Here is a 24,773-nt window from a genome sequence, read left to right on the forward strand (position 1 = left end):
GCGGCCCATCATGCAGCAATCAGGCATGGACGATGAAGTCGCTCGCCTGGAGGTGGGCGACACCCTTCAGAAGGATGGTGTCCGAAGCGTTGATCGTGATCAGGGTGTCCAGCCCCCAAGGGGTCGCGTGCAGGTCCAGCCAGGCCTGGGTGTCGGAAGCCGTGACGACGCTCGACAGGTCGATCCTGTCCGTGCCAGAGCTGAAATTCATAATCACATCGTGGTTCGAATTGGCCGCGAACACGAACTGATCCTGATAGCCGGTGCCGAAGAGAACGTCCTTGTGTTCTGTGCTAGCCAGGGTCACCGGGCCCTGTTCACTCAGGTTGAAGATCAAATTGGCCGTGTCGGTTGCCCCGTGACCGTCGGTCACGGTGATTGCGACCTTGTCCGTCCCCGGAGCGCCCCGGCTAGGCTCGGTGTAGGTGAGGTAGTTGAGCGCCGAGTCGACAATATCCAATGTGTCGGACGTCGATGCGGGGTCCACATAAGTGCCCGAATCCGCCGCCGCTGTAAGGTGGAACGTTTCGTCGGCGACGGCATCGACGTCGCTGACCGAGAGGCCGTGAACGAAGACCTGGTCGCCTTCCTGCGAGACGCTGACCTTGTCGATGTTGATGACAGGCGCCTCGTTCGCGGGCGCCTCGTTCGCGCCGGTGACGTCCACCGTGAACGTCGCCTCGGCGGTTGCGCCTTCCGTGTCCTTGGTCTGGACAGTGAAGGTGTCCGTATAATTGCCTTCCGAGAGCGCGTTGATCGCGGCTGCGTCGGGAACGTAGCTGTGGGTGCCATCCTCGTTGACCGTCAACGAACCATAATGACCTGCAACCGTCGTCACGGCGTGGCTGGTCGCATCCAGCACCGCGTATTTCAGCGTCGCGGTATCGCCCGTGTCGGCATCGGCCCCGTGCAGCGTCCCGGTGAGATTCGAGAAGGTGTCGGCGCCGGCCGTGTCCACCAGCGGCCCCGTCGTGACCGCGGACAGTGTCGGCGCATCGTTGGCACCGGTCACGTTGACCTTGAACACCGCCGTGCCGACGGCGTCGTGCGCGTCCTTGGTCTGGATGGTGAACGTATCCGTATAGTCGCCTTCCGACAGTGCGTTGATCGCCGCCGCGTTGGGGACATAGCTGTAGGTGCCATTGGCATTGACGGTCAGCGTGCCGTAGTGACCAACCACCGTTGTCACGGCGTGGCTCGTCGAATCCAGCACGACGTAGGTCAGCCCCGCCGTCTCGCCGCTGTCGACGTCGGTCCCGGCCAGCGTTCCCGTGATTTCCGAGAAACTGTCGTTCGCCGCCGTGTCCACGAGCCCGCCCTTGGTCACCGACGCCAGCGTCGGCGCATCGTTCTTGCCGGCGATCGTGATGGTGACGTCGGCAGTCGTCGTCTGGCCCTGGTGGTCGTCGAGCGTGATGGTCGACACCACCGTCGCGGTCTGTCCCTCGCCGAGGAAGTCGAGCGTGCTGTCGACGATCGAATAGCTCCAATCGACCGTGCCGTTGTTCTTCCCGGTCCCGAGAATCGACAACGCCTGCTCGAGCGCCGAGGCCTGACCCGAGGTCAGATTCAATTCCGTGTTTTGGTCAGCAGCCAGCCATGTCGCAGTCTGGTGGGTGATCGCCGCGGTCGGCCGGTCGGTCAGGTCGATGTCAGTGAAGTGGATCGAGCCGGCCGCGGCGGGTACCGGGTCGGAATTACCGGAGCCGGTGGCGTTCTCTTGCTCTGAAAAACTGGCGCTCAACGTCGCGGTCGCCGTGTCGAACGCCGGCGCGTCGTCGGTCGCATGCATCGTGATCAGCGTGTGACCACCATCGTTGCTGCCCGCGAAGTGCGCATTGCGATAGTCGCCGACGAGGGTCAGGTCGATGGTCTTGCCATCGTTGCCGGTGACCGTGAGCACGCCGCCGCTCGCGGGATCTGCGGCATTGGGCACGTAGACGGCGCTGGTTCCGGTGCCCCAATTTATCGTCGACAGTTCGATCGTGTCGTTCACGGACAAGTCGGCGATCGAGCCGCCGAACGTGTCCGTATCGATCTGAAGGCCCGCGCCGTTGCCGGCGAGGTGGATCGTCTGCGCGACCGTGCCTTCGAGGATCAGGTGCGCACCGACATCGACGGTGACCGAGCCCGTGCCCGACAGCGAGCCGAACAGCGTCAGGACCCCGTCATGGACCTCGATGGCGCCGGTATTGGCGATGGCGCCCGAGATCGACGCCGTGCCCCAGCTATCGATGTCGGTATAATTGCTGATGTTCAGCCCGGTCCCGGAAAGCGAGGCACCGTACAGGTCGATCGCGCCATGGTTGACGATCGAGGACGCGTTGCCGAACACGCCGCTGCCGGCGACGGTCCAGGTGCCGCCCGCATTGTTGTTGAACGTGGCGTGGGCTACCGCGATATTGCCGTTGATGTGGCCGGTGTTGTTGATCGTGACGGGACCGCCTGTCTCGACGATGGCATAAGTCGTCGAGGTCACGGTGGAGGCGATGGCGGGCCCGATCGTGCCGGAATTGTCGATCGTCGCCGAGCCGGTCACATTCTCCTGGATGAAGATCGCAGCATGGCCGGCAGCACCGACCACCGAGCCGGAGTTGGTGATGTGCGTCGATCCGGTCGCGACCGGATCGCCCGCCGCGTCGGCGTCGTTCTGCGTGACGCTGATGCCGGCGAGGCTCGTGCCGGTGATATTACCGTGATTGATGATGGTGACGTCGCCCGCGCCCGCCGCCACAGCGGACAAGCCAACCGTGCCGGTGGCCGAGCCGTCATTGGTGACGGATACGTCGCCGCCACCATGGCTGAAGGCGCCGATCGCGGTGCCCGCAGTAGCGGTGATCGACGACAGCAGGCCCGTGGTGACCGTGACGTCACCGACGCCCCATGTGAACGCCTCGATACCGTAGCCCGCATCCGCGGTGATCTTCGCGTCGCTCTCGACGGTGACGTCGCCATTGACCGCATTCGAGAACGTGCCGTTGCCGCCGGCCTTGTAGCCGGCGATGATCGCACCCGGCGTGGTGCCGTCGTTGTTCAGCGTGGTGCCGGAATGGATGGTGCCATGCGCCACGACGGAGATCGTGCTGTCCACGCTGCTTGCGATCGCCGTCGCAAAGTTGACGGCCACGATGCCCGAGCTGCCGGACGTGATGCTGTCGCCCTTGGCGAGGGTGACGCTGATGTCGCCCTGGTCAATGCTGTAGGCCCTGATGCCGTAGCTGGTCGCGCCCGAGATCGTGACGTTCTCGCCGAGCGTGATCGTCACGTCGCCGGTGCCGCCGCTCAAGGCCGCGGCGTTGATGCCGATGCTCTCGGTGCCGGCGACGGCGATCGTCGTGCCGGCAAAGCTGTTCACCGTGACATCGCCATTCCCGTAATTATAGGCATTGATGCCGTGACCGGCTGCGGCGGTGATGTTGGCGTGGTTGTTGATGATCACCGTGCCGTTGACGCCGCTGTCGGCATTGGTGCCGTTCGTGGCGCCAGTGTAGCCAGCCTCGATGCCCGCCGGCGGATTGCCGCCAAGGTTCAGGCTGCTGCCCGAATTGATCGCGCCATAGGCGTTGACGGTGATGGTGCTGTCGGCGGCTCCGCCGAGCAAGACCGCGCGATTGACGGCGACGATACCAGAGCTGCCCGAAGTGACGACGCTGTTAGCATCGGTCGTGACGGTCTGGTTGCCGGCACCATAGCTGCGCGACCGGATGCCATAGATGGAGCTGCCCGTGATCACGCCGCCGGCGTCGATGGTGGTATCGCCGTTACCTTGTGTCAGCGCATCGATGCCATAGGCGCCGCCCACGGTCCCGCCTAGCTGGGTAATCGAGATGTCGCCGGCATTGGCGCCGTTTAGATTCTCGACGAGGACGCCGACCGAGCTCGCGCCGGTGCCAGTTGCCTTGCTGAGGTTGTTGACCGTGATATCGCCGGAGCCCGTCGCGCTGTTGCGCAGCGTAATGCCGTTGCCGGCAAGCCCCTTGATGTCGCCGGTCGCGGTCAGCGAGATGTCACCGTTGCCGTTTTGAGTCGCGACGACGCCATTGGCCGCGCCCGTCAGCGTCCCCGTCGGCGTGAGAACGATGTTGCCAGGCTTGGCCTGCGTGCCCCCCGACGCCGTGAAATCGAGCGCGTCGCCACTCGATGTCGTGATGTCGGCCGCGCCGGTGACGGTGAACGTGCCATCCTTCGTCGACTGGCCGGCGATGGTGCCGATAAAGCTGTGGCCGGCGACCTTGTCGAGCCGAAGCGTGTCGGCGCCGCCGGCAAAAGTAATGATCTGTGCCGTCGCCCCCGCGAGCTCCAGCGTCGCGCCATCGTCGATGATCAGCGTGCCGATGCCGCTGAGGCCGCCGGACAGATTGAGCGTGCCGGTCTGCACTTCGATGGTGCCTGTGTTGATGACACTGGCCGAGATCGTGTTGGCGCCGGAAACGCTGTAGAGATTGCCGGCATTGCTCAGGCTGCCGCCGTTGATCGTGACGTCGGTCAGATAGAGCTTCGAGGTCCCGTCCACCGAAATCGTGCCGCCGGCATCGGCGACGGTGGTGGTTGCCAACTTCAGCTTGCCGCCGGTCACAGCCTCGATCAGGCTATGATTGGCGATGGCATGGAGGTCGATCGTCAGCGTGCCGCTGGTGACCGTGATCGTGCCGGTGTTGGTAATGTCGGCATTGTCGATGGCGCTGGTGCCGGTCGATTCCAGCGTACCGGCAATCGTCACCGTGCCGCCGTCGATGGTCGCGCCCTGAAGATCGAGTGTCGAGCCGGACTCGACCGAGACACTACCGCTGCCGGTGTCGGTCACCGTCATCCCGATCAGCTTCAGTGTCCCGTGATTGATCGCCGCCAGCGTGCCGGTGTTTGCGATGGCTTCGCCGTTGATGTCGAGCTCGGCGCCATTGGCCCTGAGGATGCCGCCATTCGCGATCGAGCTTGCGGAGGTCGTCGCCAGCAGCGTCAACGCGCCCAGGGTTGCCTCGATCAGATAGTTGTTCGAGATGTTGGCGTCGGTAATCGCAGTTGTGCCGGTCGAATTCAGCGTGCCCGAAACGGTGAGCGCGCCGCCTGTCAGGCTCGCACCGTTCAATGTCAGCTTGCTGCCTGCATCGACCTTGACCGTGCCATGATTGGCGATTGCGGTGCCCGCAACTATCACGTCATCCAGCGTCAGGATGACGCCGCTCTCGACCGTCACGGCAGTGGTGCTTAGCGTCGCCGATTGATCGATCTTGCTGGCGCCGGTGACATCGATCGTGCCGAGACCGTTGATCGTACCACCGCTGATCGTCGCGCCGTTAACCGTCAGCTTGCCGTCGGCATCGACCGTGACGTTGCCGGCATTCGCAACCGTCGAGCCCTGGTCGATCGTCAGCGCGCCGTTCGCTAGCACTTCGATCGTGCCGGTCGTCGCATTCGTGATCGTTTCGTGGTCCAGCGCGTTGCCGCTGCCGCTGACCTTCAACGCCGCGTTGTTGTTCAGGATGCCGCCGCTCAGCACCGCAGCGCCGGTCAAATCGATCTCGCCATTGCCGGTGACCGTGCCGGTGCCGTTGATCGTCGCCCCGTTGACCGTCAGCTTGCCGTTGGCATCGACCGTGACGTTACCGGCATTCGCGACCGTCGAGCCCTGGTCGATCGTCAGCGCGCCGTTCGCCAGCACTTCGATCGTGCCGGTGCTCGCGTTCGTGATTGTTCCATGGTCTAGCGCGTTACCCGTGCCGCTGACCTTAAAGACCGCGTTGTTGTTCAGGATGCCGCCGCTCAGCACCGCAGCGCCGGTCAAATCGATCTCGCCATTGCCCGTGACAGTCCCGGTACCGCTGATCGTGGCGCCGTTAACTGTCAGCTTGCCGTTGGCATCGATCGTGACGTTACCGGCATTCGCGACCGTCGAGCCCTGGTCGATCGTCAGCGTGCCGTTCGCCAGCACCTCGATCGTGCCGGTGCTCGCATTCGTGATCGTCTCATGGTCCAGCGCATTACCGGTGCCGCTGACCTTGAAGGCCGCATTGTTGTTCAGGATGCCGCCGCTCAGAACCGCGCCGCCGGTCAGATCGATCTCGCCATTGCTGGTGACCGTGCCGGTGCCGTTGATCGTCGCCCCGTTCACCGTCAGCTTGCCGTTGGCATCGACCGTGACGTTGCCGACATTCGCAACCGTCGAGCCCTGGTCGATCGTCAGCGCGCCGTTCGCTAGCACTTCGATCGTGCCGGTCGTCGCATTCGTGATCGTTTCGTGGTCCAGCGCGTTGCCGCTGCCGCTGACCTTGAAGGCCGCGTTGTTCTTTAGGATGCCGCCGCTCAGCACGGCAGCGCCGGTGAGATCAATCTCACCGTTGCCGGTGACCGTGCCGGTGCCGCTGATCGTGGCGCCGTTGACCGTCAGCTTGCCGGTGGCGTCCACCGTGACGTTGCCGGTGTTGGCGACGCCGGAGCCCTGGTCGATCGTCAGCCAGCCATTCGCCAGCACCTTGATCGTGCCGCCGGATGTGTTTGCGACGGTCTCGTGGGCGAAATCCGCCGTGCCCTTGATGTTGACCGCCCCTGAATTGTTCAGCGTGCCGTTCTTGAGGACGCTGCTGCCGTCGAGTTCCAGCGTGCCGGCGATGGTGACCGTGCCGCCGCTGATGGTGGCGGTGTCGACGATCAGCGTCGTGCCGGCATCGGCCTTCAGCGTGCCGCCGGCATTGTTAATTCCGGCGAGCGTCTTCAGCGTGCCGCCGAACAGCTCGATCGTGCCGGAATTGGTGATTGTGGTGCCGTTGGCGAAATCGCCGCCGCCCTTGAGCGTCAGGTAGCCGGCATTGGTGAGGACGCTGCTGTCCAGGAACTCAGCCTTGCCACCAACCGAGATCGTGCTTGCCGTGAAATTGGTGAGCTTCGAATCGGCCTTGAGGCTGATCTCGCCCGCAATCGTCAACGCACTCTTGTTGATGACTTCCGGCGCCTTGTGGCCGACCGCGGTGTCGTAGTCGTTCATCGTGATCGACTTGGCGTAGGCTGCCGTGTCGATCGTCACCGGATAGGACGGCGTCAGCCCATGCAGCTGGTCGGTGATGACGATGACGTCGTCATTGATGGTCGGGACCGTGCCGGTTGCCCAGTTGGCCGCATCCTTCCAGAAGCCGCCGGAGGGAGCACCGGGCTTATCGGTCGCGATCCACACCACGGCGGGAGCGTCGGTGCCGGTGATCGTGACGGTGATGGTCTGCTGCGAGGTGGCGCCTTGCGCGTCCTTGAGCGTTACGGTGTAAACCAGCGTCAGCACCTCACCCTTGGGGATGAAGTCGGCGAGATAGACCGGCAGGTCAGCCAGCGACCAGTTGATGGTGCCGGTGCCGTCTCCGGTGCTATCGGCGCCCGCCGCGATCGCGACCGACATCGCGCTCTGGAACGCCGCAAGCGGCCCCGGCGGAACGGTGCCGTCAGGCAGGGTCGCGCTGGTCAACGCCACCGACACCGTATGCTTGTCGGTGAGATCGACGTCGTCGAAGCTCAGCGTGCCCGACGTGGGAACATCGCTGGTGAGCGGGCCACCCGGCACGCTGGTGCCGCCTTCGAAGATGATGGTCGGAACGCTGGTGGTGATCACCGGCTTGTCGTTGGTGCCGGTGATCGTGATGGTGATGTCGATGGTCGACGTTTCGGGATTGACCGAGAAATTATTGTTGACGCGGACCTTGTAGGTCAGCGTCAACGTTTCGCCCGCCGCGAGGAAGTCGAAGACGTGGTCGGGAATCGTGTAGGTCCAGACCGCCGAGCCGTTGTTGTTGTTACCGGCGGCTGCGGCCACGCTGAGCTGGATCTGCGTTGCCGCGATGTCCTGCTTCTGGAGTGCAGAGAGCGCGCCGGTGACATCCTGCTGGCCGGCGTTCTTGTAGACAAAGTTCGGCGCATCGCCGAGGTCTATGCTCACCGTCGGCAGATCGGCCAGGTTTTGATCGACGAAGGTGATGCGACCGGAGATGGTATCGTAATGAGTTGTGTCGCCGGTCGTGCCCGCGCGCTCGATCATCTCGAACGCCGTCTTCACATTGCCGTTGAGATCGAGGCTTTGACGAACGGGCGGGCCGGGAATGCGGGTGCTGGTCGACGGATTATGGCCGGTCCCCTGCGATCCCGGCTCAGGGAGATGCGTAAAGGTCGCGGTCGCGGTGGCACCGGTATCCGTCTTGATGAAGACAATGTTGCCGGTCTGCGTGATCGAGTCGGTGAAGTTCTGGGTCAGCTTGGTGTTGCTGTTGTTGTCCGTGAACTTCAGCGTGAACACGTCCGTGATCAGCTTCTGGATGTCCGGCGACATCAGCGCATTGGAGATCGAGACGTTGCCGCCGCTGATCTGGATCATCTGGCCGGCCTGGTTGACCGTCGCGATCGGCAGCAGCGTGACCTTGTCGAACAGGATGTAGGAGCCCGTCGTGCCGTTCGGCTCGACCAGCACCTGGAAGCTTGCCTGCGGCTGCGGATCGCCGCCGCCAGCGGGAACGACGAAGTTGATCTGGCTCAGCACCGCCGTACCGCGGATGCCCATGGTGGCGACCGGCGTGTCGACCTTCATGTCGCCGTGCTTAGCGGTCTCACCGGCAACGAAAGTGATGGTGCCTGCGACCAGACTGAGCAGAGAGGAATTGTTCGACCCGTTGGGGTCGTAGACCATATCGTTCAGCACCATCCGCGCATTGGAGGACAGGCCGAACACCGTGCCGTCGATGAACGTAATGCCGAGCGTCGAGTCGCCGCCGGTCGAGACCACGTCGCCCTTCTCGACGTTGTCGCCATTGTTCAGGATGACGGAGACGCCGTTACGGACCGCGGTCGCGCTGCCGGAGAGCTTGGTGACGTGGCCGATGACCTGCGCGGCGGCAATGCCTGAGGCGGCCTGCGCGTATTGCACATGGCCGGTGAGTGCGTTGACGACGTCGCCGGTGAGGTGCGCGCCGTCGGGCGAGGCGATCGCCGCGCGCTTGTCGCCCCTGAAATAATCGTGAACGACGAAATCGTGCCCATCATGGGACAGCACGAGATCGAGACCGGCGCGCTTGAAATCGCCGTTGAAGATCAGGTTCGGGTCGGGAACCACGAATGCGCCATCGGGCACGTGGCCGTGTGCCTTCGCAGTAAAGGAATCGACATGGCCATCGGCGGGCGATCGGGAACCCAAGCCGTCCAAGGAAATCGCGGCGTCAAATTTGCCAGCGTAATTCAATCCGGGCACCAAAAAAGGAGTTAAAATCTAAGTAAGTATCGCTCGCCTAAACTTGCATATCATTACCAAGTCCTTAGCGAAACCACCTATTGCTTGTGTGATTTCGCATCACCAAGCGGTCGATGCTCTCGGACGGCTGGGCACCTGCAGGGAAGCCAAAGTAATCTTTCAAATACTCATAAGTAAAGTAGCGCTTATTTTCGCTCATTTTCAGTAACCTCATGTATTCTATTGCAGAAATCTGGCAATAGATACTTCTGTCATCTTTTGTTCGTGGTGCCCCGCACCACCCTGCGGCAAATACGGGGCCAAATCTGTGATCCAGCTAACAGAACTCGCGAAATAGCCAGCCGTTAGCCATAAGGCGCAGAATCAGTTCCACGACAACTTCTGCCTGCAATTGGTCCCTCTTCGCGGCAACCGCCGCCCTCCTAGCCGGCGAATCGTAAAATTTTACGCAATATGAGCAGGCCCGTTTCAGCCTGTTGCCCGGTTTTGGGACCCCAGCCGGGCGCGTTAAGCAGAACAAAACCGCCCGCCTCGCACTATCTCCGCGAAAGCAACAAAGCCCGGCACGTGCAGGTCGAGGGGGACCTGGCGAAGCCGGAAGGGGATGTCAGATGGAGACCGCTGCTCGTTCGCGCGCTTGGCGCGCTATCCTTGTGCTGTGCGGATTGATCCTACTCGGATCGGCCGCCGAGCTTCGCGCTGGCACGCTACTATCGCCGGGAGCCGGCGTCCTCGTGCGCAAATCCGCCGAGCCGTTCGGCGTGTTCGCCTTCGCCATCTCAGCCGGCAGCCTGCAAGAGAAATGGCTCGCGCTGAGGTCCAGGCTCGACGATGACATGGTGCAGCTCGCGCTGTGCGACGGCGACCGGAACAATTGCGCTTCGCCCGCTGCGCTGAAACTGCTCGCGATCGTCGACCAGGCCCGCAGCCGTGACGGCCGCGCCCGGCTGGGCGAAACCAATCGCGCCATCAACCTCGGCATCCGCGCCGCCGATGACGGTTCTGAGGACGTCTGGAGCTCGCCGCTCGCGACCTTCGCGCGTGGCGCCGGGGATTGCGAGGACTATGCCATTGCCAAGCTCGCCGCTCTTAAGCTCGCGGGCATTGCCGCCGAAGATCTCCGCATCGTCGTGGTGCGCGACCTCAGGGCCGGCGAAGAGCATGCGATTGCCGCTGCACGGCTCGACGGCCACTGGCTGATGCTCGACAACCGTCGCATGGCAATGGTCGAGGACGACGCTGCACGTAGCTACCAGCCGCTGTTCGTGCTCTACCAGTCGGCCGTGTTGAAATATGTCGACGAGCCCGTGCGGTTCTCGATGATCGCCGCCGAGGCGCGTTGATCTTGTTGTAGCCCGGTATAAAGTACGCTTACCCCACAAAGTCATTTCGCCGCGCGATTCGGGACGCTAGCATGCCCGCGGCTATGCGGGGGCGACTGGAATGCGGTTCATCGTGCTGACTATGCTTGCGCTGCTGGCCTTGCCGGCGGCTCCAGGCTTCGCGCAATCCAGCCCGTCCGACCGCTCCGTCGCCGACAGGCTGCCGCTGTTTGCCAAGAACAACTGCCAGCAGATCCGCGATCCCGGCAATCAATTGTTCTGCGGTGATGCCGAGCTTGCCGCCGCCGCCGAGAAGCTGAGCACGGGAATCGAGGCGCGGCTTGCCCGCCTGCCCGATCGCCTGCCTGGGATCGAGGAGAACGCGATCTGGATCCGCCAGCGCAATCTCGGTTGCGGCATCGTCGGCCAGACCGCGATCCGCGCCGAAGATTTCGACCGGGTGAAGGCATGTCTTCTCAAGGTGACCGATGAGCGCGCAGCGATCGTACGCGATCCGGATTTCGACTGTCTCGCCGCCAACACCGCCGCCGGCGCGCTGATCTGTGCGGACCCGTCGCTGGCGCTGGCCGAGACTGAGTTGAACAGCCAGGTTCTCGGCCTGATCGGCAAGCTCGATCCGACCGCGGCGCGCTTTGCCTTCGCCGAATACGGCCGGTGGACGCGGGAGCGCGATCGCAAATGCAATCTGGTTGGCAAGGAGAACGTGCCGCTCGGGGAGCTCGAGTCCGCGGAGGACTGTCTCGCCGGCTATCTGAAGCACAAGGCTGACGAGATTGGCACGGCGAAAGGCGATCCGAAGAAGGTGTTCGGCCGGCAGGTCGCAGCCCACTCGCCCGACACCGATGCCGTCGATTTCTGCGCCGCGCGAATCCACGCGGCCAATTCCTGCGGCAACTTCCTCCGCATCAACCGCGTCTACGCACTCGACAGCCAGGTGGGCGAGGAGGAGGCGCAGGTCACGGGCGAGATCGAGATGGCCGTGCTGGCGCCCTTCGCCACCTGCAGCAAGATCGCCACGACCTGTACGGGCACCTGCTGGGATGCCAGAACGGGTCGTCCGCAGCCCGGCGTCGGCAACAAGGAGCGCTCCACGGACGCCTTCAACGTCACACGCCGCCTGCGGATCCAGCGCACGTTTGCATTTGTCAAAGCCGCCGATGGCTGGCGCTGCCGGGAAGACGAACTGGCCCCGGTGAATTCAGGCACCGCGGGTGGAGGATCGTAGGGCTGTGTGCTCTCCCTCTCCCGCTCTTCGCAGGGAGAGGGGTGGGGTGAGCGGCTGCTTCAGCGAATCCGGTGACAGTTAGACTCTTGGGAGAGCCCCCTCACCCGGATTTGCTGCGCAAATTCCCGCCTCTCCCCGCATGCGGGAAGAGGCGAAGAAATCAAAACATCAGATTGTCCTTCACCAGAACCCAGCGGCCGCCCTTGACCTGCTGCACCTGGGTGATGGTGTTGGCGAGGTGGTCGGTCTTGGAGAATTTGGTCGGCGGCGAGTTGAAGATGTCGAGGAACTTGTCGCCCGATTCCAGCGCGTCCAGCATCTTCTGGCCGGTCAGATCCTTGCCCGCCTTGTTGGCGTAAAACGCGAACGTCATCACCGCATTGTAGCCAATGATGGCCTGCGTGTTGGCATCGGTGCTGAACATCTTCTTGTAGTTGACCAGCCAGTCCTTCACCTTGCCCTTTGCGGTATCCTCGTAGGGAATCTCGAATCCGGACGCAGCATAGAGGCCTTCGACCGCCTCCTTGCCGAGCATGGGCACCTCCATCACGTTGGTCGGCGTCGCGCCGAGAAAGGTGACCTCCCAGCCGAGCTTCTTGGCTTCCGTCATCGCGCCGATGGGCTCACGGAGCACAGCGCCGAGCACAACGAGGTCGCAGCTGTCGGACTTCATCTTGGCGATCTGCGCGCTGAAGTCGGAGGCACCGCGCTTGTAGCTCGTGATCGAGGCCGGCTGCACCTTCATGGCAGTAAGCTGCTGGTTGAAGCCGTCGAGCACGTTCTTCCCGTACTCGTCGTCCTGATGCATGATGCAGGGTTTCTTGAAGTTCTTCCACTCCATCATGTATTTCAGCGCCGCCCGCGTACTCTCGACATAGGGCAGCAGATTGTTGAACTTCAGCCGCTCCTGCGGCTTGGCGGGATCGAACTTGAACGTGAACTCCGCCGCCGTCAGCGGGAAGAGCTGAAGCACGCCGGCGTCGAGCAGGATATCCTGCGCCGCCAGCACGGTCGGCGAGCCCATTGGCCCCACCATCGCGAAGATCTTGTCGCGCTCGATCAACTTCTGCGACGCGAGCACGGCCTTCTTCGGATCGTAGCCGCTGTCCTCGACGACAAGCCGAATCTTTCGCCCCTGGACGCCGCCGGCGGCGTTGATCTCCTCGACCGCCATCTTCATGCCGTTCGAGACTGGCACACCCCAGCCCTTGATCGGCCCCGACAGATCCTGATGGGTGCCGATGACGATCTCGGAGGCCGAGATGCCCTCATTGGTGACCTTGGTCTGCGCCGCGGCAGGCAGACAGGTGAGCACCACCGCGCCTGCCGCAAAGCCGAACGTTTTCAACGATCTCGACATTGAAGTCTCCTCTCCTTGGGGCCCTTATGATGCGAAGGGTGGGGCCTTCACTCCTTCCCTGTTATTCAAACAAGATTGTTCAAGCCACCGCCCGCGCCGGATACATCGCGTCGATCTCGGCGGCATAACGCTTGTTCACGAAGCCGCGCTTCAGCTTCATGGTTGGCGTCAGCTCTTCGTCCTCCGGGGTGAGCTGGCGTTCGATCAGATAGAATCTCTTGATGGTCTCGACGCGGGCGAAATTGGCATTGACCGTTTCGATTTCGCGCCAGATCAGGTCCTGGATCTCCGCCGCGCGGCACAGGCTGGCATAATTGGTGAAGGGGATGTCGTGGTCCTGCGCGAATTTCTCGACATTCTCCTGGTCGATCATCACGAGGCAGGTGAGGTATGGCCGCTTGTCGCCGATCACCACGGAATCCGAGATGTAGGGCGAGAATTTCAGCTGATTCTCGATCTCGGACGGCGTGACGTTCTTGCCGCCCGAGGTGATGATGATGTCCTTCATCCGGTCGGTGATGCGGACGAAGCCCTCATTGTCGATGGTGCCGACGTCGCCGGTATGCAGCCAACCGCGATGGTCGATGGTCTCGGCTGTCCTCTCCGGCTGGTTCAGGTAGCCCATGAACAGGAAGTCGCCCCTGATCAGGATTTCCCCCTCGGGTGACAGCGCGACTTCGCCCCAGGAAACCGCCTTGCCTACCGAGCCGAGCTTGATCCGCTCCGCCGGCATCATGGTGGCGACCCCGCAATTCTCGGTCTGGCCGTAGACCTCGTGAATGTCGATGCCGAGCGCGAGATACCAGCGGATCAGCTCCGGCGCGATTGGCGCCGCGCCGGTGAAGGCGATGCGGCAACGGTCGAGCCCGATCATGCGTCGGATGTTGCGGAAGACGAGCCGGTAAGCGATGCCGTTGGCGAGGCGCAACGGCAGCGGCGGCGGCTTGCCTTCAATCCTGCAATCGACCATGCGATAGCCGATGTCGATGGCGCGGCGGTAGACCCATTGCTGCAACGGCGTCGCATCCTTCAGCGCGATGGTGATCGCGGAATAGAATTTCTCCCAGATCCGCGGCACCGCGAGGAAGATGGTCGGCTGCACCTCGCGCAGATTGTCCGGCACAGTCTCCGGACTCTCGGCAAAATTCATCACCGAGCCAAGCGCGACCGAGATGTAATAGCCGCCGATCCGTTCGGCGACGTGGCAAAGCGGCAGGAAGATCAGCCGGTCCTCGTTCTCGCGCGCCGGAATGAAATCGTTGGCGTGCCGCATCTGGTGCGTGACGCTACGGTTGGCGTGCATGGCGCCCTTGGGCGGACCCGTGGTGCCGGATGTATAGACGAGGACCGCGAGATCGCTTGCGCTACGACTGTCGACCATCTCCTGCCACAGCGCCTCGCGGCCGGCCATGTGGTTGCGCCCGAGCGCGCGAAACTCGTCGAGCGACATCACCATCTCATCGGAGAAGCCGCTGAGGCCCTCCATGTCGAACACGATGATCCTTCGCAGAGACGGGCAGCGTGCGCGACAGGCCAGGATCTTGTCGAGTTGCTCCTCGTCCTCGGCGAAGATCACCTTCGTCCGGGAATCGTTGACGAGATATTCGACCTGGGATGAGGCATCGGTCGGATAGATCCCGGAAGAGACGCCGCCGGCGCACAGAATGCCCATGTCGACATGGACCCATTCCGGCACGGCGTTGGCGATGATGGAAGCAACGTCGCCGGGCCTGACGCCGATGGCATGCAGCGCGTAGGCGACCTCCTTCGAGATCTCCAGCCATTCGCGCCAGCTGGTCGGCTGCCAGATCCCGAATTTCTTCTCGCGTATAGCCGGCCTGTCGCCCCGCGTCTCCGCGGCGCGCAAAAAGCTTTTCGCGATCGTGTCAGCGACCGTCAGCACCGCCGGTCGGGCCATGCACGTCTCCTCCCTGTCGCGTTCCCCTCCGCTGCCTGCCTTGCCGGCGGTCTATATTGGCGGATGGGCATTGGTATTTAAGGCTTTTTCTAACGCCAAGTCTTCCCTTAACGCCAAGTCTTCCCCTAACGTCTTCCTCTAACGCCAAGTCTTCTTCTTTTTCCAGCGCCGCTCGCCTCGTGCGCCCGCTTCCTTGGCGCCAAGATAGAATTCCTGGATGTCCTTCGAATGCATCAAGCGGTCGCAGCTGTCGTTCATCACGATCCGGCCGATCTCCAGTACATAGCCATAATGCGCCGTCTCCAGCGCCACCTTGGCGTTCTGCTCGACCAGCAGGATCGACATGCCCTGCTCCTCATTGACGCGACGGATGATCGCGAAGATTTCCTTCACCAGGATCGGCGACAGCCCGAGCGAGGGCTCGTCGAGCAGCAACAGAGTCGGCCGGTTCATCAGCGCGCGGCCGATCGCGAGCATCTGCTGCTCGCCGCCGGAGAGCTGTCCGGCCGGCTGGTTGATGCGCTCCTTCAGCCGCGGGAAATAGCCGTAGACGCGCTCCAGATCGTCCGCAACGCCGTTACGATCCTTGCGCGGATAGGCCCCCATCATCAGGTTCTCGCGCACGGACAGGAACGGGAACACCTCGCGTCCCTCCGGCACGTGGCTGAGGCCCAGCCGCACGATCCTGTCCGCCTCCATGCGTTGAATCGACTTGCCCATGAACTCGATGGCGCCCTTCTGCGGATCGAGAATGCCCGAGATCGTCTTCAGCACCGTCGTCTTGCCGGCCCCGTTGGCGCCCAGCAGCGTGACGATGCGGCCGCGCGGCACTTCGAGCGAGATGCCGCGGATCGCCATGATCGGCCCGTAATAGCTCTCGATGTTGGAGAGTTTCAGGATGATGTCTGGTGTTACCACGGCATCCATCGCGTCAGGCTCCCAGATAGGCGGCAACGACATCGGGGTGCTGTTGCACTTCGGCGGGCGAGCCCATCGCCAGCACCCGGCCGTAGTTCAGGGCGATGACGCGGTCGGAGACGCGGTTGACCAGCGACATGTCGTGCTCGACCATGAGCACGGTGACGCCGAGCTCGCTCTTCAGGTCGCGGATCCAGAACGACATGTCGTCGGTCTCCTCCACGTTGAGGCCGGAGGACGGCTCGTCGAGCAGGATCAGCTTCGGCTCCGAGCACAGCGCGCGCGCCAGCTCGATCACCTTGCGCACGCCGTAAGGCAGACCCGAGATCAGCTTGTCGCGGTAGGGCTCGAGATCGAGGAATTCGATGACCTGTTCGACCCTGCGGCGATGCACCTTCTCGTCGGCGCGCACGCCCGGCAGGAACAACAGCTCCTGCCAAAGCTGCGTGGTCGAATGCCGGTGGCGGCCGACCAACAGGTTCGACAACACCGTCGCATTCTCGAACAGTTCGATGTTCTGGAACGTGCGGGCGATGCCGAGCCTTGCGATGTCGTGGGGCGGCTGCTCCGTGATGTCCTGGTCCTCGAAGAAGATGCGACCCGAGGTCGGGCGGTAGATCCGCGAAATCAGGTTGAAAATCGAGCTCTTGCCGGCACCGTTGGGCCCGATGATCGAGAGGATCTCGCCCTTCTCGACCGCGAACGACACCGCATCGACGGCCTTCAGCCCACCGAAATGCAGGGACAAGTTCTCGGCGCGAAAATAGCTCATCGGTTGCGCTCCGACTTCACGTAGATCTTCTGCCGCTTGAAGGTGGCGCGCTTGTAGAGCGGGAACAGCTGGAAGAAGAGTTTGATCTTGAGCCAGCGGCCGTAAAGCCCGAGCGGCTCGAATAGCACGAACAATACGATGATGATGCCGTAGATCGCGCCTTTCAGGCCGTTGAGCGAGGCAAAGGCCGCGACCTTGGACTGGACATTGGCTGCGGCTTGCGTGCCCGCTCCGAAGGTCGCTGCAATGCCGGCGATGATGCCGGGCATGTCGTCCTTGAGGTAGGTCAGGAACGGATCGATCATCACGATGAAGATTGCCCCCAGCACCGCGCCGTGCAGGCTGAAGGTGCCGCCGATCAGGATTACGATGATGAACTCGATCGAGAGTTGGAGCGTGAACATCTCCGGCGAGATGAAGGAGAGCTTGTGCGCAAACAACACGCCGGCGAAGCCGGTGATCGCCGCGGAGATCGCAAAGGACTTCACCTTGTACAGCGCGACATTGACGCCCATGCTGCGCGCAGCGGTCTCGCTGTCGCGGATCGCGACGAAGGCGCGCCCGGTGGGCGAACGCAGCAGATTGAGCGTACCGACGATGGTCAGCACCAGCACGGCGAGGCAGAGGAAATAGAAAGTGGGGCTGTCGCGCGGCACCGCAACGCCGAGCAGCGACAGCGTCTTCACCCGCATGCCCTCGTTGCCGTGGGTCACGCTCTCCCAACGCGCCAGGATCTCCTCGACGATCAAGGCGAAGGAGATAGTGGCGATGACGAGGTAGATGCCCTGGAGCCGCAGCGCGGGAAAGCCGACCAACGCGCCAATGCAACCGGACAGAAGGCCTGCGGCGAGGAAGTAGACCGGGAACGGCACGTTGTACGTCTGCAAGTACGCCGCCGTGTAGGCGCCGATCGCGAGGAACGCCGCGTGCCCGAGCGAGGCCTGCCCGGTGAAACCGGTCAGGATCAGCAGCGCCACGCCGACGGTCGCATAGATGCAGACGAAGACGAGCTGGCTCATCAGATAGCTGGAGAGCACATAGGGCGCGATCAGCAGCACGGCCAGCAGGAGACCGTATGAGACGTAATAGCCCGAATGCGGAAACAGCCTGATGTCGTCCTCGTAGTCGGTCTTGAACAGGAAGCGCATGCGTTCAGACCTTCTTGCGGACGTGAAGGCCGAACAGGCCTTCGGGCTTGAGCAAGAGCACGGCGAGCAGCACGATGTAGGGCGCGACGTCCTTCCAGCCCTCGGCCAGATAGAAGCCCGCCATGCTCTCGATGACGCCGATCAGGACGCCGCCGACCACGGCGCCGGGGATCGAGCCGAAGCCGCCGAGCACGGCGGCCGGAAACGCCTTGAGGCCGAGCACGAGGCCGACATTGGAATGGATGAAGGTGATCGGCGCCAGCAGCACGCCGGCGCAGGTCGCGACCGCCGCGCTGATCGCCCAGACGATCGACACCACGCGCTTGACCGGAATGCCCATGTAATAGGCCGCGAGCATGTTCTCGGAGCTGGCACGCATCGCAGTGCCGAGCGTGGTCTTGTTGAAGAACAGATAGAGCAGCGTGCACAGGATCATGGTCGCCGCGATCACCGAGAGCTTGTCGTAGGCGAGCACCAGCGAGCCGATGCGCAGCACGCCCTGGCTAAACGGCGTCTCGATCTTCAGATCATCGGTCCCCCAGATCATGCCTGCGATCGAGCGCAGGAAATAGCCGAGCCCGATGGTGGCCATGATGATGGAGAATTGCGGATAGCCGAGGATCGGCCGCACCACCACGCGCTCGGCCAGCATGCCGAACAGCGCCATCGCCGCCACCGCACCGGCAAAGCCGATCCAGTAGTTCAGCCCCATCATGCCGATGAAGGTGAAGGCAAAGAAGCCGCCCAGCATCATCAAATCGCCTTGGGCGAAATTGACGACCTCGGTGGCCTTGTAGACAAGCACGAAGCCGAGCGCGATCAGGCCGTAGACGCAGCCGAGCGCAACACCGCTGACCAGCTGCTGAACGAAATCCAGCATCGTCGCGCATCCTCCCGATACAACCGGCGGTTCTTCCTGACCGCCTTGCCGCATCTTGTGTTCAGTCGCTACGCAGTCGTTTCGCTGCGTTCGCGCCATTCGTCCCTTCACCAATTCAGCCTGAACCGCCAGGCGCTGTCAACAAACGGTGACTTGCCATTAGTCCAATCCGGATGACGGAATTTGCGGCAGCGCGATTCACGGTGCCGAAACATCTTCGGGGCATGGTCGCGAGCGATGCAAAACCGCAAGGTGTGGCCGTGATGAAGCGGGACGACTCGGCGCTCGAAGTCATGGGGTTAACGAAGTGTTTTGACCGTCTGGCGGTCGATAACCTCGATCTCACCATCCATGCCGGCGAATTCTATGCGCTGGTCGGCCCCAACGGCGCCGGCAAGACCACCACTTTGCGCATGGTTGCAGGCCTTTTGCGGCCCGATGCCGGCTCGGTCTCCATCTTCGGCATCGATGCGCTCCAAAACTCCGTCGCCGCCAAGCAGGTGATGGCGTGGGTCTCCGACGAGCCCATGATCTATGACAAGCTCACGCCGCTCGAATATCTCGAGTTCGTAGCCGGTCTGTGGGGCATCGCACCATCGGCCTCGGAACCGGTCGCCACGGAGCTCCTGAACTCGCTCGGGCTCGAGCTGCACCGGCACGAACGCTGCGAGGGCTTTTCCAAGGGCATGCGCCAGAAGGTCGCCCTCGCCGGCGCCCTGGTGCACGATCCCCGCCTCATCATCCTCGACGAGCCGCTGACGGGACTGGACGCCGTCTCCGCCCGCCATGTCAAGGGACTCCTGAGCGAGCGCGTCCGCGCCGGCTGCACCGTCATCATGACCACGCATATCCTCGAGGTCGCCGAACGCATGGCCGACCGCATCGGCGTGATCGCAGCCGGCCGCCTGGTTGCCGAGGGCACGCTGACTGAGCTCCGGCAGCAAAACGGGCACGCCGATACCAGCCTGGAAGATCTCTTCATCGCGCTGGTGACCCTCCAGGAAGCCGCATGAGCTCGGCCACCGCGCTGTCCTGGTTCGCCCGCCACGAGCTCCGGCTCGCCTGGCGCGAATGGCTTGCCATGATGACCGGCGGGCGGCGCAATCGAACGCGTGCCGCGGTGATCGGCCTGCTGTTCTTCGCGGCGCTGCTGCACGTCCCGGCCTGGGCGGTGATCGGCCGCTTCGCCGACCTGCAATTGCCGCTCGACAAATCCTCGCTGATCGTGATTTCGGCGACAATTTTTCTCGCCTGGACGCTGATGCTGTCACAGGCGATCGAATCGGTGACGCGGGTGTTCTACGCACGCGCCGATCTCGACCTCATCATGTCCTCACCCGCGACGCTGGCCAATCTGTTCTCGGTGCGCATCGCCGCGATCGCGCTCGCCATCACGGTGATGGCGCTGCTGTTCTCGACACCCTTCATCGACGTGCTGGTGTTCGGGGGCGGCGCGCGCTGGCTTGCAGCGTTCGGCGTCGTCGTCGCGATGGGCCTGTCGGCCGCAGCGATCGCGATCGCCGTCACCATCCTGCTGTTCCGCCTGATCGGTCCGGCGCGGACACGGTTCGTCGCCCAGATCCTCGCCGCCATCATCGGCGCCGGCTTCGTGATCGCGCTCCAGGTGGCGGCGATCATGTCCTACGGCACGCTGTCGCGCTTCACCATCCTGACCTCGGGTAGCTTGGCCGCTTACGCGCCCGATGCCGACAGCATCTGGTGGTGGCCGGCGCGGGCGGCGATGGGGGACGCCGAAGCGCTGCTGCTGCTCCTGGCGCTCGGCCTCATGCTGCTCGGAGGCGTCATGGCGATCTTCTCGGGCCGCTTTGCGGACACGGCGATCGATGCCGCCGCCTATGGCGCGTCCGGCCGTCGCAGCGCGAAGGAGCGCCCGTTCCGCGGCGGATCGCGGCAGCATGCCCTACGGCGCAAGGAATTTTCGCTGCTCTGGCGCGATCCCTGGCTGATCTCGCAGACGCTGATGCAGCTGCTCTATCTGGTGCCGCCGGCATTGCTGCTCTGGCGCAACTTTGCCGACAGCTCCGCGGCGCTGACGCTGATCACGCCGGTCATCGTCATGGCGGCGGGACAACTCGCCGGCGGGCTTGCCTGGCTGACGCTCTCGGGCGAGGACGCGCCCGACCTGGTTGCGACCGCGCCATTGCCGCCGTCCAGCGTCATCCGCGCCAAGATAGAGGTGGTGCTGATCGCGATCGGCGTCATCTTCTGCCCGCTGATCGCGGCGCTCGCTTTCGCCTCGGCGTTCCAGGCCGCGGTCAGCGCCGGTGCGGTCATCGTCAGTGCGGCCTCCGCCACCGCAATCCAGCTCTGGTTCCGGGTGCAAGCCCGGCGCAGCCAATTCCGCCGCCGCCAGACCTCGTCGCGGCTTGCGACCTTTGCCGAGGCGTTCTCCTCGATCGGCTGGGCTGCCAGCGCCGCGCTGGTGCTCACGCTGCCCATCGTCGGCCTCGTCAGCAGCCTGATCACCGCGAGCCTCGTCGCCCTCACCTGGAAGTTCAGCCCGCGGCGGGAGTAGTAAAGGCGCGAATCATAGGGCGGGCGTGACGGTGCGACACTGACGCGCTATTGATCGCGCACTGTTGGCCACGCGCTGCATTGCAAGCTAGACTTTCCCCTGAAGTCATCGGGGATGGATTCATGCGGCGACTGGTTTCGGCGGCTCTGGCGCTGTTCGGCGCATTCCTCTCACCTGCCACCGCCCAGCAGTCGCAGCGCAGCGAATGCTTGGCGATGGCGAATGCTGCGCCGCGCCTCATGTCGGTCGCGTTCAGGCAGGCGGCGGCTGCGCCCGAGGTCGAGATCACCTATGCCGGCCATTCCACCTATTTCATCGACACGCCCGGCGGCTTACGCATCGCCACCGACTATAGCGGGGCCTACCAGGTGGGCCGGCTGCCCGATGTCGTCACCATGAACCGGGCCCACAGCACGCACTACTCTTTATATCCCGACAAGCGCATTCCTCGTGTGCTGCATGGCTGGGGCGAGGACGGCAAGCCGGCCATCGTGTCGGAGCGCATCGGCGACACCTTCATCCGCAACGTCACGACCGACATCCGTCGCTATTTCGGCGACGATGCCGGCGCCGATATGATCCGTGACGGCAACTCCATCTTCATCTTCGAGGTGGCGGGCCTCTGCATCGGCCATCTCGGCCATCTTCACCACAAGCTCGATGACAGCCACTTCGCCCAGATCGGGCGGCTTGACATCGTGATGGTGCCGATCGACGGCACCTACACCATGTCGCTCGACGGCGTCTCCGAGATCACCAAGCGGCTGCGCGCCTCGGTGGTGCTGCCGATGCACCGCTTCGCCACCCCGCTCGACGATTTCATGCAACGCATCGGCCAGCAGTTCGAGATCGACCGGCGCATGGAACGAAGTTTCCGGATGTCCCGAGATGCGTTGCCGTCGAAGCCGACGGTGATCATCCTCGACGGGGTGTGACGCAATTTTCTCCAAGTCGGCTGCCGGCCGGTCGTGCTGATCTCCCGCAAAGGGAGATCGACATGACCGACTTTGCGAGATTATTGCACGCGGACGGACCGAACCCCCAGCACGCGGCGGCACTCCAGCTTTATGGCCGCTTCGTCGGCGATTGGGACGCCGAGATCACCGCCCATGGACCCGATGGAACGAAACACACCGCGCCCGGCGAAATCCATTTCGGCTGGGTGCTGGAGGGCCGCGCCGTGCAAGACGTCTGGATCATTCCGCGCCCGGCCGGCAGCCCGGCCTTGCCGATCGCCGGCAATTGGTACGGCACGACGCTGCGGGTCTACGATCCGACCATCGATGCCTGGCGGATTTCCTGGTTCGATCCCGGCCGCTGCATATTCCGCCAGCAGATCGGCCGTCCACGCGATGCCGACATCGTGCAGGAAGGCACGACCGAAGCCGGCGACCTGACGCGCTGGAGTTTTACGGAAGTCACCGAGGATTTCTTCCACTGGCTCGGCGAGGTCAAGCCGGCCACCGCAACCGATTGGCGGCTGGTGGTCGATGTGAGGGCGAAGCGGCGCAAGGGTTGACGCCGGCGCCGCTGTACCGCGATGACGGGCGCGATTGCGCAACGCGCGTTGGTGCATGCGAGGACGAGGTGCTAGGCTCCCCAAAACAAGAAGCATACATCAAGGGAGCGCACGCCGATGGCTGCAAGCGGTTTGCCCGCCAACACGAGCGGGCTATTCGTCGAGCCGCGCGAGGACTGGCTCGCGCTGCATCAGGAGGAGATCATCGATCCCTCACGGCCGATCGTCGATCCCCATCACCATCTCTGGAATCGCGGGCACCGCTATCTGATCGAGCAGATGGCGGCCGATATCGCCTCCGGCCACAACGTCATCGCCACCGTCTATGTCGATTGCCGCTCGATGTATCGCGCGCACGGGCCCGAAGCGTTCCGGCCGGTTGGCGAAGTCGAGTTCGCCAATGGCGTCGCCGCGATGAGCGCCAGCGGCGGTTACGGCAAGGCCGCGATTTGCGCCGGCATCGTCAGCCACGTCAATCTGCTGCTCGGCGATGCCGCACAACCGGTGTTGGAGGCCGAGATCGCGGCGGGCAACGGTCGCTTCCGCGGCATCCGGCATTCCTCGGCCTGGGACCAGGATCCTGCTGTCGCCGGCATGTATGCGAGCCGGCCGCAGGGATTGCTGCAGGACCCGACCTTCCGCAAGGGCTTTGCCTGCCTCGCGCCGCTCAACCTGAGCTTCGACGCCTGGCTGTTCCATCCGCAAATCGGCGAGCTGACCGAGCTCGCCCGCGCATTTCCCGACACCAGGATCGTGCTCGACCATTGCGGCGGCCCGGCCGGAATCGGCCGCTTTGCCGGGCGACGCGAGGAGGTGTTTCCGCAATGGCGCGCCTCGATCCGGGAGATCGCCAAATGCGAGAACGTGGTGGTGAAGCTCGGCGGGCTCGCGATGTGCCTGCTCGGCTACGACTTCCATTTGCGCGCGAGTCCGCCATCATCCAAGGAGCTTGCCGCGGCGTGGCGGCCTTACATCGAAACCTGCATCGAGGCGTTTGGACCCGAGCGCGCGATGTTCGAGAGCAACTTCCCGCCGGACAAGGGCCAGTGCAGCTACCAGGTGATCTTCAACACGTTCAAGCGTATCGCGGCGCCCCTGAGCGAGACCGAGAAGACGGCGTTGTTCTCGCAGACCGCGAGCAATTTCTACCGGCTCGATTTGCCTTAAAGGGATTGGCACCATGACGAGAACAGGGGCCGGGATGTTGATCCCGGCCCCTGTTCCGTCGTGACCGCTGGGAAGCGTCCTTGAACTGTTTGAACTCTAATTTGCGCCCATCAGCGAGGCCGGACGGCGCTCGCCGGTGGCGACGAAGATCTTCTTGAGCTTGTTGACGACGCGGATCAGGAAGCCGATCATCACGGGATTGGTCTTGCGGCAGAAGGCGATCTTCTTGACGTGGCCTTCGACATGCCATTTGGCATGTGCGCCGTCGCGGAAGAAGATGACGTCGCCCGGGCCGTAGCGCTTCGGCGGCATGCCGTCGCTTTCGAGCACGATCGATCCTTCCATGATCATGATCGTCTCGTCGATATCGTAGTACCAGTTGAAGCGCCCTTCGGTGCAGGCCCAGATGATGGTCGAAGCGGTGCCGTCGGCGCTGGTGGACAGGATGTGCGAGCGCGACACCGGATTGCCTTCGATAATCCAGGACGGCTCGATCGGCCGGAGCTCGAGATCTACATTGCAATGACTGTTTTCAATCAATGTGCGCGACATCTGTTTCCTCGGGGGATAAAATATGACCTGCCCGGATCTCGGCCCGGATTGTTCAAAGATGGCGGGAACGCTAGTAGCCGATTTTTAATTCTTTCTTACGGAGGGCCCGACAATCAGCCGCAAGTTGCAGACGCGAAACGGTTAACGTCGCAATTTCCCTGCAATTTCGCGCACATGAACCCTTCTTTTCCGGGGTGCGACAAAGTGCGCGAAGCGTCTGA

15 protein-coding genes are annotated in these 24,773 nt (G+C 63.3%); 7 read left to right on the forward strand and 8 right to left on the reverse strand.

The window, feature by feature from the left end:
* Positions 1–19: 19 nt before the first annotated feature.
* Entirely contained in the window at positions 20–9,097 is a 9,078-nt protein-coding gene (locus ACFQX9_RS31795) for a VCBS domain-containing protein (RefSeq protein WP_377791500.1), read from the reverse strand.
* Positions 9,098–9,825: 728 nt separating this feature from the next.
* On the opposite strand from ACFQX9_RS31795, the gene ACFQX9_RS31800 reads away from it, so the two are divergent.
* Together ACFQX9_RS31800 and ACFQX9_RS31805 are read left to right on the forward strand one after the other, a co-directional pair.
* On the forward strand, positions 9,826–10,557 hold the full coding sequence (locus ACFQX9_RS31800; protein ID WP_204513225.1) for a transglutaminase-like cysteine peptidase: 732 nt from the start codon (positions 9,826–9,828) through the stop codon (positions 10,555–10,557).
* A gap of 100 nt (positions 10,558–10,657) precedes the next feature.
* Complete coding sequence (locus tag ACFQX9_RS31805; protein WP_377791501.1) at positions 10,658–11,782, forward strand: lysozyme inhibitor LprI family protein; 1,125 nt, start codon at positions 10,658–10,660, stop codon at positions 11,780–11,782.
* Positions 11,783–11,942: 160 nt separating this feature from the next.
* Here ACFQX9_RS31805 and ACFQX9_RS31810 read toward each other — a convergent pair whose 3' ends face one another.
* From ACFQX9_RS31810 to ACFQX9_RS31835, 6 genes are all read right to left on the reverse strand, one after another.
* Complete coding sequence (locus ACFQX9_RS31810; protein ID WP_026233521.1) at positions 11,943–13,142, reverse strand: ABC transporter substrate-binding protein; 1,200 nt, start codon at positions 13,140–13,142, stop codon at positions 11,943–11,945.
* A gap of 79 nt (positions 13,143–13,221) precedes the next feature.
* Positions 13,222–15,060, reverse strand: coding sequence for a long-chain fatty acid--CoA ligase (locus ACFQX9_RS31815; RefSeq protein WP_204513224.1), 1,839 nt, complete (start codon positions 15,058–15,060; stop codon positions 13,222–13,224).
* Between the two features lie 138 nt (positions 15,061–15,198).
* Positions 15,199–15,987: an ABC transporter ATP-binding protein gene (locus ACFQX9_RS31820; protein ID WP_204513223.1), complete on the reverse strand. Its 789-nt coding sequence runs from the start codon at positions 15,985–15,987 to the stop codon at positions 15,199–15,201.
* Positions 15,988–15,991: 4 nt separating this feature from the next.
* The gene (locus tag ACFQX9_RS31825) at positions 15,992–16,750 is read right to left on the reverse strand and encodes an ABC transporter ATP-binding protein (protein WP_018458187.1); all 759 of its coding nucleotides are present in this window, start codon (positions 16,748–16,750) and stop codon (positions 15,992–15,994) included.
* On the reverse strand, positions 16,747–17,898 hold the full coding sequence (locus tag ACFQX9_RS31830) for a branched-chain amino acid ABC transporter permease (RefSeq protein ID WP_018458186.1): 1,152 nt from the start codon (positions 17,896–17,898) through the stop codon (positions 16,747–16,749). Before ACFQX9_RS31830 ends, ACFQX9_RS31825 begins: the two co-directional genes overlap by 4 nt.
* 4 nt (positions 17,899–17,902) lie before the next feature.
* Entirely contained in the window at positions 17,903–18,778 is an 876-nt protein-coding gene (locus ACFQX9_RS31835) for a branched-chain amino acid ABC transporter permease (protein ID WP_106941710.1), read from the reverse strand.
* A gap of 263 nt (positions 18,779–19,041) precedes the next feature.
* On the opposite strand from ACFQX9_RS31835, the gene ACFQX9_RS31840 reads away from it, so the two are divergent.
* The 5 genes from ACFQX9_RS31840 (at position 19,042) to ACFQX9_RS31860 (ending at position 24,000) form a co-directional block, all read left to right on the forward strand.
* Positions 19,042–19,791: an ABC transporter ATP-binding protein gene (locus tag ACFQX9_RS31840; protein ID WP_377791502.1), complete on the forward strand. Its 750-nt coding sequence runs from the start codon at positions 19,042–19,044 to the stop codon at positions 19,789–19,791.
* Positions 19,788–21,314 (forward strand): permease, encoded by a 1,527-nt coding sequence (locus tag ACFQX9_RS31845; protein WP_204513221.1) that lies wholly within the window; start codon positions 19,788–19,790, stop codon positions 21,312–21,314. The genes ACFQX9_RS31840 and ACFQX9_RS31845 overlap by 4 nt, the downstream gene beginning before the upstream one ends.
* 122 nt (positions 21,315–21,436) lie before the next feature.
* Positions 21,437–22,249 (forward strand): MBL fold metallo-hydrolase, encoded by an 813-nt coding sequence (locus ACFQX9_RS31850; RefSeq protein WP_085358033.1) that lies wholly within the window; start codon positions 21,437–21,439, stop codon positions 22,247–22,249.
* A 62-nt stretch (positions 22,250–22,311) separates the two neighbouring features.
* Positions 22,312–22,833, forward strand: coding sequence for a hypothetical protein (locus tag ACFQX9_RS31855; protein ID WP_018458181.1), 522 nt, complete (start codon positions 22,312–22,314; stop codon positions 22,831–22,833).
* A 117-nt stretch (positions 22,834–22,950) separates the two neighbouring features.
* The gene (locus ACFQX9_RS31860) at positions 22,951–24,000 is read left to right on the forward strand and encodes an amidohydrolase (RefSeq protein ID WP_085349295.1); all 1,050 of its coding nucleotides are present in this window, start codon (positions 22,951–22,953) and stop codon (positions 23,998–24,000) included.
* A gap of 96 nt (positions 24,001–24,096) precedes the next feature.
* Here ACFQX9_RS31860 and ACFQX9_RS31865 read toward each other — a convergent pair whose 3' ends face one another.
* Complete coding sequence (locus tag ACFQX9_RS31865) at positions 24,097–24,552, reverse strand: cupin domain-containing protein (RefSeq protein ID WP_085383886.1); 456 nt, start codon at positions 24,550–24,552, stop codon at positions 24,097–24,099.
* Positions 24,553–24,773: the final 221 nt, after the last annotated feature.

It is taken from the genome of Bradyrhizobium sp. GCM10028915 (assembly GCF_042666195.1).
In the GTDB taxonomy this organism is placed as follows: Bacteria; Pseudomonadota; Alphaproteobacteria; order Rhizobiales; family Xanthobacteraceae; genus Bradyrhizobium; species Bradyrhizobium canariense_D.

What these genes read in the sequence shown, in the direction of transcription:
- ACFQX9_RS31800 (WP_204513225.1), top strand. Translation starts at nt 9,826, where the DNA reads ATGGAGACCGCTGCTCGTTCGCGCGCTTGGCGCGCTATCCTTGTGCTG.
- ACFQX9_RS31805 (WP_377791501.1), top strand. Translation starts at nt 10,658, where the DNA reads ATGCGGTTCATCGTGCTGACTATGCTTGCGCTGCTGGCCTTGCCGGCG.
- ACFQX9_RS31810 (WP_026233521.1), bottom strand. Translation starts at nt 13,142, where the DNA reads ATGTCGAGATCGTTGAAAACGTTCGGCTTTGCGGCAGGCGCGGTGGTG.
- ACFQX9_RS31815 (WP_204513224.1), bottom strand. Translation starts at nt 15,060, where the DNA reads ATGGCCCGACCGGCGGTGCTGACGGTCGCTGACACGATCGCGAAAAGC.
- ACFQX9_RS31820 (WP_204513223.1), bottom strand. Translation starts at nt 15,987, where the DNA reads ATGGATGCCGTGGTAACACCAGACATCATCCTGAAACTCTCCAACATC.
- ACFQX9_RS31825 (WP_018458187.1), bottom strand. Translation starts at nt 16,750, where the DNA reads ATGAGCTATTTTCGCGCCGAGAACTTGTCCCTGCATTTCGGTGGGCTG.
- ACFQX9_RS31830 (WP_018458186.1), bottom strand. Translation starts at nt 17,898, where the DNA reads ATGCGCTTCCTGTTCAAGACCGACTACGAGGACGACATCAGGCTGTTT.
- ACFQX9_RS31835 (WP_106941710.1), bottom strand. Translation starts at nt 18,778, where the DNA reads ATGCTGGATTTCGTTCAGCAGCTGGTCAGCGGTGTTGCGCTCGGCTGC.
- ACFQX9_RS31840 (WP_377791502.1), top strand. Translation starts at nt 19,042, where the DNA reads ATGAAGCGGGACGACTCGGCGCTCGAAGTCATGGGGTTAACGAAGTGT.
- ACFQX9_RS31845 (WP_204513221.1), top strand. Translation starts at nt 19,788, where the DNA reads ATGAGCTCGGCCACCGCGCTGTCCTGGTTCGCCCGCCACGAGCTCCGG.
- ACFQX9_RS31850 (WP_085358033.1), top strand. Translation starts at nt 21,437, where the DNA reads ATGCGGCGACTGGTTTCGGCGGCTCTGGCGCTGTTCGGCGCATTCCTC.
- ACFQX9_RS31855 (WP_018458181.1), top strand. Translation starts at nt 22,312, where the DNA reads ATGACCGACTTTGCGAGATTATTGCACGCGGACGGACCGAACCCCCAG.
- ACFQX9_RS31860 (WP_085349295.1), top strand. Translation starts at nt 22,951, where the DNA reads ATGGCTGCAAGCGGTTTGCCCGCCAACACGAGCGGGCTATTCGTCGAG.
- ACFQX9_RS31865 (WP_085383886.1), bottom strand. Translation starts at nt 24,552, where the DNA reads ATGTCGCGCACATTGATTGAAAACAGTCATTGCAATGTAGATCTCGAG.